The 16,064-nt window shown below is 46.4% G+C and carries 14 protein-coding genes; 8 read left to right on the top strand and 6 right to left on the bottom strand.

Annotated features, from left to right (window positions below):
- Positions 1–67: 67 nt before the first annotated feature.
- Both DW657_RS01500 and DW657_RS17550 read right to left on the bottom strand, forming a co-directional pair.
- Entirely contained in the window at positions 68–652 is a 585-nt protein-coding gene (locus DW657_RS01500; RefSeq protein ID WP_118311152.1) for a hypothetical protein, read from the bottom strand.
- On the bottom strand, positions 636–833 hold the full coding sequence (locus DW657_RS17550; protein ID WP_147381865.1) for a hypothetical protein: 198 nt from the start codon (positions 831–833) through the stop codon (positions 636–638). The genes DW657_RS01500 and DW657_RS17550 overlap by 17 nt, the downstream gene beginning before the upstream one ends.
- 194 nt (positions 834–1,027) lie before the next feature.
- Here DW657_RS17550 and DW657_RS01495 point away from each other — a divergent pair, with 194 nt between their 5' ends.
- A complete protein-coding gene (locus DW657_RS01495; protein WP_118311151.1) occupies positions 1,028–2,743 on the top strand; it encodes a hypothetical protein in 1,716 nt (571 codons plus the stop codon).
- Between the two features lie 55 nt (positions 2,744–2,798).
- On the opposite strand, the gene DW657_RS01490 is transcribed toward DW657_RS01495, so the two are convergent.
- Positions 2,799–3,998 carry a serine/threonine-protein kinase gene (locus DW657_RS01490; RefSeq protein ID WP_158577297.1) on the bottom strand — a complete coding sequence of 400 codons (1,200 nt, stop codon included), beginning with the start codon at positions 3,996–3,998 and terminating at the stop codon, positions 2,799–2,801.
- Positions 3,999–4,197: 199 nt separating this feature from the next.
- Between DW657_RS01490 and DW657_RS01485 the strand changes: the two genes are divergently transcribed.
- The 6 genes from DW657_RS01485 to DW657_RS01460 all read left to right on the top strand — a co-directional run bounded on the left by DW657_RS01485 (position 4,198) and on the right by DW657_RS01460 (position 11,624).
- Complete coding sequence (locus tag DW657_RS01485; RefSeq protein WP_117663798.1) at positions 4,198–5,193, top strand: NAD(P)-dependent oxidoreductase; 996 nt, start codon at positions 4,198–4,200, stop codon at positions 5,191–5,193.
- A gap of 50 nt (positions 5,194–5,243) precedes the next feature.
- Positions 5,244–6,197: a phosphatase PAP2 family protein gene (locus tag DW657_RS01480; protein ID WP_233546585.1), complete on the top strand. Its 954-nt coding sequence runs from the start codon at positions 5,244–5,246 to the stop codon at positions 6,195–6,197.
- Positions 6,198–6,271: 74 nt separating this feature from the next.
- A complete protein-coding gene (gene miaB / locus DW657_RS01475) occupies positions 6,272–7,606 on the top strand; it encodes a tRNA (N6-isopentenyl adenosine(37)-C2)-methylthiotransferase MiaB (protein ID WP_118311148.1) in 1,335 nt (444 codons plus the stop codon).
- Positions 7,607–7,731: 125 nt separating this feature from the next.
- Complete coding sequence (locus tag DW657_RS01470; protein WP_118311147.1) at positions 7,732–9,585, top strand: ABC transporter ATP-binding protein; 1,854 nt, start codon at positions 7,732–7,734, stop codon at positions 9,583–9,585.
- A 41-nt stretch (positions 9,586–9,626) separates the two neighbouring features.
- Positions 9,627–10,553, top strand: coding sequence for a lysophospholipid acyltransferase family protein (locus tag DW657_RS01465; RefSeq protein WP_118311146.1), 927 nt, complete (start codon positions 9,627–9,629; stop codon positions 10,551–10,553).
- Positions 10,554–10,589: 36 nt separating this feature from the next.
- Positions 10,590–11,624: a galactofuranosyltransferase gene (locus DW657_RS01460; protein ID WP_118311145.1), complete on the top strand. Its 1,035-nt coding sequence runs from the start codon at positions 10,590–10,592 to the stop codon at positions 11,622–11,624.
- 43 nt (positions 11,625–11,667) lie between these two features.
- On the opposite strand, the gene DW657_RS01455 is transcribed toward DW657_RS01460, so the two are convergent.
- Together DW657_RS01455 and DW657_RS01450 are read right to left on the bottom strand one after the other, a co-directional pair.
- A complete protein-coding gene (locus tag DW657_RS01455; protein ID WP_118311144.1) occupies positions 11,668–12,369 on the bottom strand; it encodes a glycosyltransferase family 32 protein in 702 nt (233 codons plus the stop codon).
- An 18-nt stretch (positions 12,370–12,387) separates the two neighbouring features.
- Positions 12,388–13,341: a glycosyltransferase family 8 protein gene (locus tag DW657_RS01450; RefSeq protein ID WP_118311143.1), complete on the bottom strand. Its 954-nt coding sequence runs from the start codon at positions 13,339–13,341 to the stop codon at positions 12,388–12,390.
- Positions 13,342–13,584: 243 nt separating this feature from the next.
- On the opposite strand from DW657_RS01450, the gene DW657_RS01445 reads away from it, so the two are divergent.
- Positions 13,585–15,150 (top strand): DUF6056 family protein, encoded by a 1,566-nt coding sequence (locus DW657_RS01445; protein WP_118311142.1) that lies wholly within the window; start codon positions 13,585–13,587, stop codon positions 15,148–15,150.
- A 147-nt stretch (positions 15,151–15,297) separates the two neighbouring features.
- Here the strand turns inward: DW657_RS01445 and DW657_RS01440 are convergent, their stop codons facing one another.
- Positions 15,298–16,050, bottom strand: coding sequence for a lipopolysaccharide kinase InaA family protein (locus DW657_RS01440; protein ID WP_118311141.1), 753 nt, complete (start codon positions 16,048–16,050; stop codon positions 15,298–15,300).
- Positions 16,051–16,064: the final 14 nt, after the last annotated feature.

Below are 16,064 nucleotides of genomic sequence, written 5' to 3'. Positions count from 1 at the left end.
GAAATTAATGAAAAAAGCTTGGAATCGCATTCGTGATTCCAAGCTTTTTGTTTTTTGTCTTTATGTTTCAGGAAGGTCCAGAATCACCCCCCAGATTCCACTTGATTCCTCCATTCTGACCTGCTACATAGTTACAGAGCGGGATGCCGGGATGGCTGAGGTTGGAAAGATAAAGCGGCTGATCCTCAACAAACTGCGGGCAGGTGAAGGTATCCCCCTTTGCCAGCTTGCTGTTGATGCTATCCACAACCTCAAAGGTATCATTGCCCCGGTACATGATGGAAAGCACTCTGCCCGGGCACCAGGTCAATCTCACCAGTTCCCCCTTCTGCAAGGCATCCGCTATAAGCTTACTCTTCACGAAGAAGCGGCTGGAAGACATAACTTCGTTTCCACCCGAAAAAGCCTCCCAGTCGGAATAACCTATCATACGGGAAAGCAAATTAAGATTATACTTGCTCGGTTTACATGGCGAAGCCACATATCCCCACATACGCTTCAGGGTACTCACCGAGATGGTCTCGTTGGTATAGCCCTCTATCTGGCGGGAGAGAAATTCAAAGTCTTTAGGTGTCTTGACGGATCTTCCCACCAAGGTTTCCACTTCCTGCTTCAAGCGCTCGAAATCTTCAGGATTATAAGTATCTATCATTTTCTATTCCTTTCTTTTTTTGCAGCAAAGATACACATTTTTTCCCACTCTCAATCATTCTTTTTTCATTTTCTTCATCAGTCTTTGAAAATGAACCAATTTGAACCAATGCTATCTCAAAAGTTTTTCGTAATTTTGCAGCACAAATAGAAAAACTAGGATATGACAATCCATCTATCAAACATAACCAAATAGGAAACAACTCCTATTCCGGGACAGAATCTTCGCTAAGAACGGTACATAGATAGGCTCTCCTCCCAATATTTTAAGGTAGGAGAGCCTTTTTCCTTAAAAAAGTTGGGCGATTAAGAAAAAAATCGTATCTTTGCCCCGAATCTATCAACACAGAAAGTAGAAATCTTAAAATTACAGATTATGAATAGAATTTATCCTACTCTCAGTTTCATATTGCTGCTCGGTTTGCATGCAACACCAAGCTTTTCGCAGAACGATGACTTTGTGAAACAGTTCCAGCAGTCAAGACAGGCGATGCTGGATGATTACAACAAGTTCCGCAACACCATACTTACCGACTACGATAAGTATATGCAAGGCGTATGGAAAGAATACAAGAAGTTTAAGGGAGATGTGCGCTCGCAGGTGCCTAAGCCTAAGACGCCACCAACATATACAGCTCCGAAACAGCCGGAGAAACCGGTTACCGTGAAGCCAAAGATGCCGGTAAGCCCAATCCTGATTCCGGAAGGCGGATTCGGAGATCTCGTAAACAGACCCGACCTCTCGAAGGTACCAGCCCTGCCAGACGATCCGCTGGCTAAGGTTCCTGCCGTTCCGGTAACTCCGGAAACTCCGAAGAAGCCAGATCCAAAGGCTCCTACCATCCGTCCAAAAATAGAACCGGTGAAGAAGCCGAAACTGCCAGAGGTAAAGCCTGATATTCCAGACATCGAATACACCGGTTCGGGTATCGAACTGCCGCTGATGCCTGCCGTAGCAGCCGTGCCAGTCATGCCTGCCCTGCCAAACGTGCCTCACGTCAGCATTCCGGCAAGCAAGCAGACCATCGACGTCAACTTCTATGGTGCAAACCTGCAGATGCAAAAGGCAACCCGACTCGCTTCCATGAGCATCAGCTCTACCGATGATGTGGTGAACTACTGGAAGAATCTCAAGCAATCAGACCTCAAGGAAGTAACCCAGGCTTTCGCCACCGAATCACGCAAGATGGGACTCAGCGACTGGGGTTCTGCCATGCTCGTAGAGAAATACATCGATACCGCCATGCCAAACGCCAGCCAGAATGAGAAGATCATCGCTTCGCAGTATGTGCTTGCCAACTGCGGCTACAACGTACGCCTTGCCCTGTGCGGCAACCACGTGGTGATGCTCATCCCTTACGTGGAGCACGTATTCGAGAAGTCGTACCTCAATATTGACGGCAAGCGCTACTACATCTATCCGAACGTAGAGGATGAAGGATCCTTCCGTTCCTGCGAACTGCCTAAGGGCGCAGAGCTGGGTAAGGATATGGGACTGAGATTCACCGGCAAGACCGTGATTGGCGATGAAGCCAAGCCGTTCAGATACGAAGCTGCGGGCATCACCCTGCAGGGCGAAGTACCAACCGGCGTCATGCCGCTGCTCGATGAATATCCTATCATAGATATTCCTACCGTAGCCGCATCTGTAGTAGATAAGAGTCTGCGCGACGATGTGGTGAAGCAGATCAGAGCACAGGTACAGGATCTCGGCGAACAGGAAGCAGCCAACCGCATCCTGCGATTCATACAGAAGGGATTCCCATACGCTACCGATGATGAGCAGTTCCATCGCGAGAAGTATTTCTACTTCGAGGAAAGTCTCTACTATCCTAAGAACGACTGCGAAGACCGCGCCATCTTCTATGCCTATCTGGTACACGAGATACTCGGACTCGATGTACATCTCATCCAGTTCCCAGGACACGAATGTACAGCCGTAGCCTTCCACGAGCCGGTAGAGAACGGAACCTCATACGAGTACAAGGGCAAGAAGTTCTACATCTGCGACCCTACCTACATCGGAGCCAAGATCGGTAAGTGCATGCCTAGCTATGCCAAGGAATCACCACAGATAGAAGTATGGTATTGATACATATAATAATGCAAATAGCCGCATCTCACATGAGATGCGGCTATTTGCATTATTATTCATATTCAATGATATTCTCAAACTGATTCCATGCAGAATTGCGATAAGCATCGAAGCTGCCTTTTGGAACATACAGGATGACACGCTTGAAATCAGATTCACTGAAGACATCCTGAATCCTGGTCTTCCAGATGGCATTGCCGATGACTGGCGGCAAGGCGCTTCGGAAACAGATGCTGTGCAGATTCGGACTGTTCTCCACCATCTGCTTCATCACATGGAACTTGGTATCCGGAAACACCAGTTTCCTCAGATCGGGCTGATCGGCAAACGCCTTCTTTTCGATTTCATCTATCTTATAGGTCATTCCCTGGAAGTTCACCGTCTTAGGTACCTCGATGCAGGAATCCTTGGAATTGGCAGCCCTAACCGACACGACTCCACCACCCCACGACTTATAAGCCAGGTTTCCTATCTTAAACTCTGCCACCACATCGTATCCACGAGGAGGCTCGTTCACCTTATTATATATAACCACACCCGTAGTACATGCCGCCAATATTCCCGAAGAAATCCAGAAGGCAAGCAGGTTGCGATGCAGAGAATGAATATGCTGGCGCATGGCGGTCATGTTGGGATATCGTTCCTCCAACGGACGGAGGCAACGCTTCAATCCCAGGCGATAAGAGAAATTCAGCCTCATCTTATCTAGGATAACGCCCACGCTGTAGATATCATTGCGTACATCGGTAGGTCCGCCCTTCTGCTGTTCGGGAGAAACATATCCATCTGTTCCCGCCGGTTCCTTCAGTACGGCATAGCTGTCGGCATCAGCCAATCCGAAATCTATCAGCTTCAGCACGCTTCCATTACGGGTAACCATCATGTTGGAAGGTTTCAGGTCGCGATGCACCACCTGCATATCGTGTACAAACTCAAGCACCACGAGCAGCTGGTTGGCGATATGCACCCTTTCCGCCTTGGAATGATGTTGCTGGAGCCACTCTTCCAGAGTCACTCCATCTATCCATTCCATCACAAGGCATTTGCCATATCCGTCCACTTCTTCGATACCCATTACCTCGGCAACTCCGGGATGCTGGACATGCTTCATGATATCGAATTCCTTCTGAAGCAAGCTCTGATACACCTCGCTATTGCGCACAGCGGGAGCGAGCGCCTTCAAGATCCACCACCTGCCATCACGCTTGGCACGGATAAGGATATTAAAGCCACTAGCCGAGATTTCTGTCATGTTGCAGAACTGCGCAGAAGTCGTTTCTGAGGGAGGGAAATAAAAACCCGATACTTGCTCCATGCATGCAAAGATACAACATTTTATAGAAACCCACACTATTTTTTCAAATTTTATCTCCTTTTTGAACAGAATCATGGTGATAAATCATCAAAAAGTCGTATCTTTGCAGCCGAAATTGCAATTTTATATATAATTCATGAAGATTCTAGTAACGGGTGCGTCGGGCTTTATCGGCAGTTACATCGTAGAAGAAGCCTTGCGACAAGGCATGGAAACCTGGGCGGCAGTACGCCCTACCAGTTCCAGAAAATACCTGCAAGACGAGCGCATCCATTTCATCAATCTCAATCTTTCTTCAGAGGAAGAGTTGGAGAAGGAACTCGCTCCGCACGAGTTCGACTATATTGTGCATGCAGCTGGCGCTACCAAGTGTTTGCATGCAGAGGATTTCTATAAGGTAAACACCGAGGGCACCAAGCACCTGGTGAATGCCATCCTGCATCTGGGAATGCCTATCAAGCGATTTGTCTTCGTCAGCTCGCTCAGTATCTTCGGAGCCATCCGCGAGGAGCAGCCTTATCAGGAAATCTGCGAGAACGATGTGCCTAAGCCTAATACGGCATACGGCAAGAGCAAGCTTGCCGCAGAGCGCTATCTCGACAGCATCGGCAACAACTTCCCTTATATCATCCTGCGCCCTACCGGCGTATATGGTCCAAGAGAAAAAGACTATTTCCTCATGGCGCAGAGCATCAGGCAGCACGTGGATTTTGCTGTAGGATTCAAGCGTCAGGACATCACCTTCGTGTATGTTCAGGATGTGGTGCAGGCAGTTTTCCTTGCCCTAGACCATGGTATGAACGGCAGGAAATACTTCCTCAGCGATGGCGAAGTTTACCAGTCGGAAGCTTTCAGCGACCTGATTCATAAGGAATTGGGCAATCCATGGATGTTGCGCATCAAGGCTCCTATCTGGGTGCTCCGCATCGTAACCTTCTTCGGCGAGTATCTCGGCAGAATGACCGGTAGGATGTCGGCACTGAACAATGACAAGTATAACATCCTGAAACAGCGCAACTGGCGTTGTGACATCGAGCCAGCCATGGATGAGCTGGGCTATCATCCCCACTACCCTCTGTCAAGAGGTGTAAAGCTTGCCATCAAGTGGTACAAGGATAACGGATGGCTGTAAAAGCATATCATAAAGTTCAATGTTCAAATCTCAAAGTTCAAAGTAACACCGTGATAAAAGATTATTTTAAGATAGAAAAGAACCCCAAGAAGGGACTCCTGCCACTGGAATGGGTGATGCTGGGCTATATGGCGATAACAATCTTCACCATGCTCTTTACCTTTACCAAGGTAGTGAATCCGGAGTCGATGCTTTGGGGCAGATTGAGAATTCTGGTCATGACCCTCGCCCTTTGGGGCGTATATCGCATGATTCCATGCAGGATAACGAAGATGGTGCGCATCATGGCGCAGATTGCCCTGCTTGCCTGGTGGTATCCAGATACTTACGAGATCAACCGCATGTTCCCCAACCTAGACCATCTCTTTGCGGGATGGGAACAGGATCTCTTCGGATGCCAGCCCGCCCTGCTCTTTGCCAAGGCACTGCCCTGGGCGGTGGTGAGCGAACTGATGTCGATGGGATACTTCATGTATTATCCGATGATAGCAGCGGTAGTACTCTACTATTTCTTCTGCAGATACTATGAGGCAGAACGGGTTAGCTTTGTACTGCTTGCCAGCTTCTTCATCTACTATCTCATCTACATTTACGTGCCGGTAGTAGGGCCAACGTTCTACTTCGACGCCGTGGGAGTGCAGGATATTGCCAAGGGCATCTTCCCGGCAATGGGCGATTACTTCAGCACCCATACCAACTGTCTGACAACCCCAGGCTATACCGACGGAATCTTCTACCAGCTCGTAGAGGATGCCAAGGAAGCAGGAGAGCGACCTACCGCCGCCTTCCCGAGTTCGCACGTGGGCGTAAGTACCATCTGCATGCTCCTTGCCTGGCACAGCAGAAACCGCAAGCTGCTCTTCACCATGCTGCCATTCTACATCTTCCTGTGTATGGCTACCGTGTATATCCAAGCACATTATCTCATCGATGCCATCGCCGGATGGATTTCTGCCGTAGTCATCTACTTCCTGCTGATGGCAGTATCAAAGAACATGAAATGATACGGCATGGAAGATACAGGAAAGAAATCATATTAATTAATACATCAAACATAAATTAGAATTCATCTAGAACAATGAAGAAACTGTTTATTGAAACTTATGGCTGCCAGATGAACGTGGCAGACAGTGAGGTAGTTGCCTCTGTAATGCAGATGGCAGGCTACGAGATTTGTGAGAAAGAAGAAGAGGCTGATGCCATCTTCCTGAACACCTGCAGTATCCGCGAGAATGCGGAAAACAAGATTTACCATCGCCTCGACACCCTCCATGCTGAGCAGAAGAAGGGAAGAAAGGTGATTCTCGGCGTATTGGGCTGTATGGCAGAGCGAGTAAAGGATGACCTCATCCAGAACCACTATGCCAACCTGGTCTGTGGACCAGACAGCTATCTCAATCTGCCGGATATGATTGCGCAGTGCGAGATGGGTACAAACGCCATCAACATAGAACTTTCAAAGACAGAGACCTACCGTGACATCGTGCCTCAGCGCATCGGTGGCAACAGAGTGAGCGGTTTCGTAAGCATCATGCGTGGTTGCAACAACTTCTGCCACTACTGCATCGTGCCTTATACCCGTGGACGTGAACGCAGCCGTGATGCCGAAAGCATCCTGCGTGAGGTGCGCGACCTGCACGAGCGTGGCTTCAAGGAGGTTACCCTGCTGGGACAGAACGTTAACAGCTACGGTCTCTCTCCATCGGGCAAGCGCGAGGAAGGCAGCCTTTCCTTCGCCGAGCTCCTGCACATGGTAGCCCAGGCTGTGCCGGATATGCGTGTACGCTTCACCACCTCTAACCCAGAGGATATGACCGAGGACATTCTCCACGCCATTGCCGAAGAGCCAAACCTCTGCAAGCACATCCACTTCCCTGCACAGAGCGGAAGCAACAAGATTTTGAAGCTGATGAACCGCAAATACACCCGTGAGGAATATCTGCAGCGCATCGCTGACATCAAGCGCATCATCCCGGGCTGCGGCATCACCACCGACATCTTCGTGGGTTATCACGACGAAACCGAGGAAGACCATCAGGAAACCCTCTCGCTGGTGAAGGAAGTAGGCTTCGACAGCGCCTTCATGTTCAAGTATTCAGAGCGCCCTGGCACCTACGCTGCCAAGCATCTGCCAGACAACGTTTCTGAGGAAACCAAGATAGCCCGCCTCAACGAGCTCATCAAGCTGCAGACCGAGGTGAGTGCCGAGCAGAACAAGAAGGACGAGGGCAAGGAATTCACCATCCTCATCGAGAACTTCAGCAAGCGCAGCCGTGAGCAGATGATGGGTCGCACCGAGCAGAACAAGGCAGTGGTCATCGACAAGGGTAACCACCACATCGGAGAGTTCGTAAAGGTCCGCATCACCGGTTCTACCTCTGCTACCCTCTTCGGAGAGGAAGTTAAAGAATAACAATTGCTCTTTAAAAGAAGAAAAACGGAGCAAAAAAGACTCTCCGATAAGAAAAAACTGAATAAAAGAAAAGAAAGACCGCCAAAAGTTTGGCGGTCTTCCTTAAAAACACTATATTTGCACCTATGAAGGAATTTTTGCAAATCTTACGACGATTCGTCCCTCCCTACAAGAAATATCTGGGGCTCTCTGTTCTGTTCAATATCCTGTCAGCGGTATTGAACATCTTTTCGTTTGCAGCCTTGATACCAATCCTGCAGATTCTCTTCCAGGTAGATGGCGGAATCCGTGCCAACGACTATATGGAATGGGACGGAACGCTGGGCAGCATCAAGGAAGTGGCAACCAACAACCTGTATTATTACATCCAGGAGTTCATCGTTGCGCACAGTGCATCACTGGCTCTGCTGGTTATCGGCTTGTTCCTTGCCTTCATGACATTCCTCAAGACGGGAGCCTATTTCCTGTCTTCAGCCACCATCATCCCTATCCGTACGGGTATTGTTCGCGATATCCGCAACCAGCTCTACCAGAAGATTACCTCGCTTTCGCTGGGCTTCTTCAGCGAAGAGCGCAAGGGCGATATCATCGCCCGAATGAGCGGTGACGTGCAGGAAGTGGAGAACAGCATCATGTCGTCGCTCGATATGCTCTTCAAGAATCCTATCCTCATTCTCTTCTATTTCATTACGCTCATCTGCATCAGCTGGCAGCTCACCCTCTTCACCATCCTCTTTGTGCCACCATTCGGCTGGTTCATGGGTGTTGTGGGAAAGAAACTGAAGGCACAAAGTACCGAGGCACAGTCGCTCTGGAGTGATACGATGAGTATGGTAGAGGAGACCTTGGGCGGATTGCGCATCATCAAGGCTTTTTGTGCTGAAGATAAGATGAACTGGCGCTTCAACCAGGTGAATAGCAGTTATCGCGACAACATCATGCGCGTGAACATCCGTCAGCAAATGGCTCACCCGATGAGTGAGTTCCTGGGAACCATCCTCATCGTGGTAGTATTGTGGTTTGGCGGTATCCTGGTTCTGGATTACGGCAGAATCGATGGTCCTACCATCATCTTCTACCTCGTGATGCTCTACAGCATCATCAACCCGCTGAAGGAATTCTCCAAGGCGAGTTACAATATCCCAAAGGGATTGGCAAGCATGGAACGTATCGACAAGATTCTACAGGCAGAGATTGAAATCAAGGACAAGGAGAACCCGAAGCATATCAGCAGCTTCGAGCATCAGATAGAGTTCCGCCACGTATCTTTCGCCTATACCGATCATCAGAACGATGAGCTGGTTTATGTATTGAAGGATATCAACCTGGTGATTCCTAAGGGAAAGACCATCGCACTGGTGGGACAGAGCGGTAGCGGAAAGAGTACGATGCTCGACCTAATTCCTCGCTACTACGATGTACAGGAGGGCGAGGTGCTCATCGACGGCATCAATGTGAAAGACCTTGCCGTACACGATCTCCGCCAGCTGATAGGTAATGTAAACCAGGAGGCAATCCTCTTCAATGCCAGCTTCAAGGATAATATCCGCTTCGGCAAGACCGATGCTACCGATGAAGATATCGCCAATGCGGCAAAGATAGCCAATGCCTACGAGTTCATTACCAAGTCGGAACATGGTTTCGATACCGGAATCGGTGATCGTGGCGGCAGACTCTCCGGCGGTCAGCGCCAGCGTGTGAGCATCGCCCGTGCCATCCTCAAGAATCCTCCTATCCTTATCCTCGACGAGGCAACATCGGCTCTTGATACAGAGAGCGAGCGTCTGGTACAGGATGCCCTGGAGAGATTGATGAAGACCCGTACCACCGTGGCAGTGGCCCACCGACTGAGTACCATCAAGCATGCCGATGAAATCTGCGTACTGCACGAGGGCAGGATTGTGGAGCGTGGTACCCACGATGAACTGATTAGAAAAGACGGATATTACAAGAAGTTGCACGACATGCAGCAGGTGTAATTGAGTAAAGAGTTAATAGTTAAGAATTTATAGTTTTACAGATGGTTAAGATTGTTTATGCATTCTTTTATGCGATATCGCTGCTGCCATTCAGGCTGCTCTACTGCATTGCCGATTTCGAGTACTTCATGATGTATCGCGTCATCAAGTACCGCAGGGGTATTGTGCGTAAGAATCTCACCAGCTCTTTTCCTGAGAAATCAGAAGAAGAGATTATCGACATCGAGAAGAAGTTCTATCGCTGGTTCAGCGATTACTTCTTCGAGGCTGTCAAACTGCTCAGCATCAGTGACAAGGAGTTGCACCAGCGATTCCAGGTCATCAACAGTGAGGAAGTGGAGCAATGTTTCCTGGAAGGTCAGAACGTGGCAGCTATCCTGGGCCATTACTGCAACTGGGAGTGGCTCTCATGCGTGGGTATCGAACTGCCCAAGTCACGCAAGATAGGCCTCATCTATCACCCTCTGCGTAACCATGCCTTCGACGAACTCTTCAAGCGCATCCGTTCTCACGAGGAGAATGGCGTGGTGGTGCCCAAGAAAGAAATCCTCCGCTATCTGGTGGATTACAAGCGCAAGGGCATCATGAGCATCTTCGGCTACATCAGCGACCAGGGACCCAAGTGGGAGAACATCCACCTGTGGCTTCCTTTCCTCAACCATCCCGAAACCCCAGTGTTTACTGGCGGCGAGAGAATCATGAAAAAGATGAACGATGCCGTGTTCTATGTAGAGATGTCGCGCCCGAAGCGAGGCTACTATACGGCAACCTACAAGCTCATCACCCGTGAGCCAAACACTCTGCCGGAGCACGAGATTACCCGTCGCTTCTTCCAGATGTTGGAAGAAACCATCCGCAAGAATCCACCTTATTATTTATGGACGCATAACAGATGGAAGCGAACCAGGGAGGAGTTTGACAAGCGATATGAAGTGGTGAAGGGGAAGGTTGTACCGAAAGAGATGTAATTCGATACTATCACAAGGAACTAATCAATAGGCTATATGAAGGAAAGAAGATTATGTTATATCAGCCGCACTTATTACAATCAGACAAGTGCTGGCAACAAGGCAAAGACAGATTACGAAAAGGTGCTGCACTCGATGGGGGCAGCAAGCATCGGCTTGCCTTGCAAAATCGACAACAATAAATTCCTGGCCTTCTTCTATAACCTGGCGAGTACCCTCATCGCCTGCTCTCGCATTCAGAAAGGAGATGTCATCGTACTGCAATATCCTGTAAAGAAATATTTTTCCTTCATCTGCAAGATGGCACACCTCAAAGGAGCCAAGACCATTTCCCTGATTCATGATTTAGGTAGCTTCAGACGAAAGAAATTAACTATTGAGCAGGAGTTGAAGCGCCTGAGCCACACTGATTATGTCATCGCCACCAATCAAGCGATGAAGGGATGGCTTGAACAGCAAGGCTTTAAGAAGCCTATTGGAGCTTTAGGCTTCCATGATTATCTGTCACCATCTATAGCTACAGATCAAAAGCACAAAAACAACGAGGCCTGGGATATCGTATATGCTGGCTCACTCAACCTGCGCAAAAACGCCTTTATCCTGAAGATGCAGGAACTGGATTACCAGTTTAAGTTTCATCTTTATGGAAACATGGAAGATTATGATGCCGTGGCAAAAGACAAGAACATCGTATGGCACGGCTTTATGAATGCCGACGATTTCATCAAGCAAGTGCATGGAAACTTCGGTTTGGTATGGGATGGAGATTCCCTAGAAGAATGCCATGGCGACTTCGGAAGCTATCTGAAATACAACACCCCGCACAAGGCATCCTTCTACCTGCGTGCCGGATTACCTATCATCGTATGGAAAGAATCTGCCATTGCTCCGCTTGTAGAAGAGAGGGGAGTGGGATTTGCCATCAACTCCCTGAAAGAACTTCCAGGGCGCCTAGCCGGCATTTCGGAAGAAGAATATGCCGGTATGCTTGCCCAAACAAAGCAGATGGCGATAGATATTAACAATGGCGAGAATCTAAAAAACGCTATTCAGGAATGTTCAATAGTATAGTTTATACTCTCCAAATAATTGCACATAGTAAGATATGCCCTTCTCACTTTTTGAAAAGGGCATATTTTACTACATGCCATAAATGCTTGACCTTAATCTCGATGAATCGTCCCAATTTTCTCTTTCGCCAGCTACCCGCTACGCGATGCACTCCAATCGTCTCGCTATCCACAGGATAATGATTGTTGGGAGCAACAAAATGCGTAGGATAAACCGTCAACCCAGGCACCACCTGCTTTTCATCCTTCACCTGCCAGCCGAAGGACTTCGCTACAGCCGACATCGTATAAGGCGAAATCGTAACATTGAAAGAACCGTCAGGATTCTTGAAATGACGACTCTGATAATACTTAAACATCTTCTTGCAGAACGCATTGCCAGCTGTCCCCATAAAGAAGGCTGCCTGCAAGCCAAACTCCTCCTTATCCTTCTCACTAAAAGTAACAAACCCATCCTCAGGAAGAATCTCGTCGAAACGGCGAAGCAGATAGATGTCGCTATCCATATAGATGCCGCCTTCCTTATATACGGCATAGAATCGCACCACATCGGCTGCAAACGCCCACTTTCGAGCCTCCAGAGCCTCATCAATAAAGGCACTGCCAATAGACTTTGCCGCAGCATAATCCCAAACTTTAACTACATAATCGGGCATCAGGCGCTTCCATGTATCCAAACAAACCTTTATCTCTACAGGATAAGGGTCATCACTGAACCAACACAAATGTATTACCTTTGGTATCATATTTTTTTATGCTTATATCTAATTATTCTTTTCGTCCAAATATCTCTCAAACTTTTTCTTGTCTAAGATTTTAGCCTCCTTAATACCTAAAGTATAAGGCAAATTATGCAAGAAACGATGCATTTTAGATAATGGTTTCTGCAAACGTGAATAATCATCGAATGGAGTCAAGTTCTGATATTTGAAAAATAATTCTCTCATCGGATGAATACAATTATAATGCCATGGCTTTTTACGGTAGCAATAGTGCAATATACCGATATCACCAGCAACTGCAAGACATTTATTCCTCAAGTTTATATCTGAATAATGTTTTGTCAAGAACACATCAATCTGGACATTCCATTTCATATCCAACATCTGTTTTTCTTTATATAAAACCGCATTCATAATGTCTTGATCGTTACGAACAACTTTATCTAAATTGGCTCTAAAATATTCTTTAAGACGATTTTCTACATTATGTTTACGCCAGTAATCTAAATTGATTAACAACATACCACCATTAAAATATCCATATTTACTATCATATTCTAAACGACTGAAATATTCCTTAGGAGTTTCCAATAAGTCTTGTACACCTGCCACTGCAATATTTTCCATTGGCGTATTCCACAAATCTCTTAATGATTGCAACACCAACACATCACAATCCATATAGACTACTTTTTCTATAGTTTCCGGTAATATGGTAGCTAACAAACATCTATAAAAGACTGTCATAGAAAGACGCTTATGCCCCCATTTAAGTTCATAAGCTTCGAGCAAAAGCGATGGCACAGTATAAAAACTCACCAAAGCTTTACTGTTTTTAACCTGATCAGATATAATTGTTTTACTATTACTCGTTAAATCATTAGCTACAATATGGAATGTGATATCATCCATTTTGTTATTTTCCAAAATAGAAGCCATCACTACAGTACAATAACGTACATAATTTTCATCTATGGTAAGCGCAATATGTATCATTTGCAATTTATTTGTTGCACAAAGGTACGAAAAAAACAGTAAAACAGCAAAAAATACAAGAAATATTTGTGATACTCAATTATGTTTAGTACCTTTGCAACATTACACGATAAAGGCTTTAACATTTATTGTTTATCTTGCATGCAAGATTATGGCAACAAGGATGTTATAACATATAGAAAGCAAGAAGTAAAGAAAAAACAAGAAGTCAAAAGAAAGTAATATAAAAGGATAAAAACAATTATGAATAAAAAGCAGTTGAAAATTGTAACAGGGGTAGCTATTGCGGTTCTTATCGTATCCATCATTCCCATGTTATGGATAAGCCAGTATCTTCATCCATTTGCGGATGATTATGTTTTCGGTGCAGAAGTATATAAGATTTGGAATGAGACCCATTCATTTCCGGCTTGCGTTCAGACAGCCTGGAATGTAGCTATGACGATGTATCATACATGGCAGGGCACCTATTCCGCCTGCTTTCTCATGGCTCTACAACCAGGAGTATTCGGCCAATATTGGCTTGGAACATTCATCTTGATTTCCAGTTTGATGACCTCCACTTACACCTTATTATATATGGTTATGCGAAAATTACTCCATTCGTCCAGATTGGAATATCTCTTCGTATCTACCCTCTTCGTTCTGATGACCATCCAGTTTACATGGTCATACTACGATGCATTCTATTGGTATAACGGGGCGATGTACTACACTTTATTCTATAGCATGTCTCTGTTTTTAGCATCTCTGCTCATAGGATATCAATTAAGTAGTTCCAAGTTCAAGAAAGTCCTTATCGGAGGGGCTTCCATCGTTCTATCCATCATCATTGCCGGCGGAAACTTCGTGTCAGGACTTGGCATGGGAGCGATTCTGTTTGCAGCCATTCTCATCATGAAGATAGAACAAAGAAGATGGCCACGTTTATATATTACTATTCTCGCCATCTATGGCATCGCCTTCCTTTTCAGCGTGTTGGCTCCTGGTAATGCGTTCAGACAAGTTACCATAGAAAGCAAGCCAAATGTTGTCGTTGCATTCTTCATGGCAATAGGAAAGAGCTTCGAGTTCTTATCAGAATCCATCAATATCGCTCAAATTCTGATGTTGATGCTTCTTAGCCCTACCCTTGTTAAGGCGGCAAGTAGCTCGAGATTCAAGTTCTCTCACCCCTGGCTATGCATCCTGATTACCGTTACGCTTTACAGTTCATTCTTCTTCGCCCACAGCTATGCCATGGGAACAAGAGGACCGGGCAGAGTACAGAATATCTATTCGTATATACACCTGTGGTTCATCTGCATCAACATTTATTATCTTTCTGGAGCTGTTCTGAGAAAGGCTGAGGCAAAAGCGCCATTAAGCTCTGCCATTATAGATTTCGTAACGGTATCTAAGAAGAAATATGCCAACTCGCTGCAGTATGCGCCATATTGTGCCATTGTCATCTTGATATTATCCGTAAGTCTCAAGGAAAGGACAACCAACAGAACCGTTTCACTTATGCTGAAAGGAACTGCCGTGAAATTTGACAAGGAAATGAACGAGCGTGAACTGGCACTGAAGACGAATACCCAAAGTGCCATAACATTGAAGCCTCTTACGGTAAAAATGCCTTCGGATGCATTCAATGACATCATGATTTATCCAGGATATTGGATCAATCAGGGAATGGCCCGATACTACGGCAAAGATAAGATTGTTGCCTCACCTGCCGCAAACATGCAGGAATCTCCAACCATGCTTCTTGCACGTTGCAAAAGAGACGTAGGACCAGGTAATTTGAAATTTGTATATATAAAATAATTGAACTTTCGCATGTAAGCTCCACACGCCCTGAAAGGGCAGAAGCTCCTAGCCCAGGGCGTATGGAATTTACTTGCAAGAGTTTAGCTACTTATAGCTCAGGCTTAAACTTGAGAAGTTGCTTATGGCTTAAACTTAATTCGTTTCCTATAACTCCAGCTTAAACTTGATAGGATGCTTCTTGCCATAGCGGGTCCAGAACTTGGCGCGTTCCTTCATCACATAATCCACAGCCTCATCCACGTTGTAATCTCTTACCTTGGCATATTCAGAGACCAGGATTCGGATAAATTCCTTAGGTCCCCAGAACTTTCGGAGATTATAGAGTCCTTCCTTGACGCTGATTTCTCCAAACTTCATGCGGTTGATATCCACGATGATGAAATGGAAGCCTTCATCATCCTGTTTCCACAATACGTTGCCTGGCGTAAAATCCTTATGCAGAATTTTCTTGTTGTGCATATCTGCGGCAAAACGTGCCAACGCCTTAGCCAGCTTTTCGTAGGTACCAGGGGCTGCATCACCCACTTCGTAAAGGGTATGCAGGTTGTCACACTGCAGGGTGATGAGATAGGTATATCCCAGGAGTCCGATGGCATTACGCTCTTCAATGAGCGCAATAGGCGCAGGGGTTCCGATGCCTTTCTTCTCCAATATCATCGGATATTCAAAGGCACGCTCCCCCTTAGGCTTTCTGATGCCTAGGGAATAAACCAGACTGTTAGGTCCCTTTGGCACATGATAGCGCTTTACATTAATAATGGTTCCATCAGGAGCCTCCATCACCTTAATGAGATTGCGACCCGTGTAAATCACACGTCCTTCCTTCTCGAACACATCCGGGATGCGTTCGATGAAACTTCTCATCTCTTCGTATTTTGGGTTTATCTTTATCTTCATTTGTTTACTATACT

Source organism: Prevotella sp. AM23-5, assembly GCF_003473645.1.
In the GTDB taxonomy this organism is placed as follows: Bacteria; Bacteroidota; Bacteroidia; order Bacteroidales; family Bacteroidaceae; genus Prevotella; species Prevotella copri_A.
The sequence above is the reverse complement of the archived record's forward strand: the minus strand, read 5'-3'. Positions and strand labels throughout refer to the sequence as shown.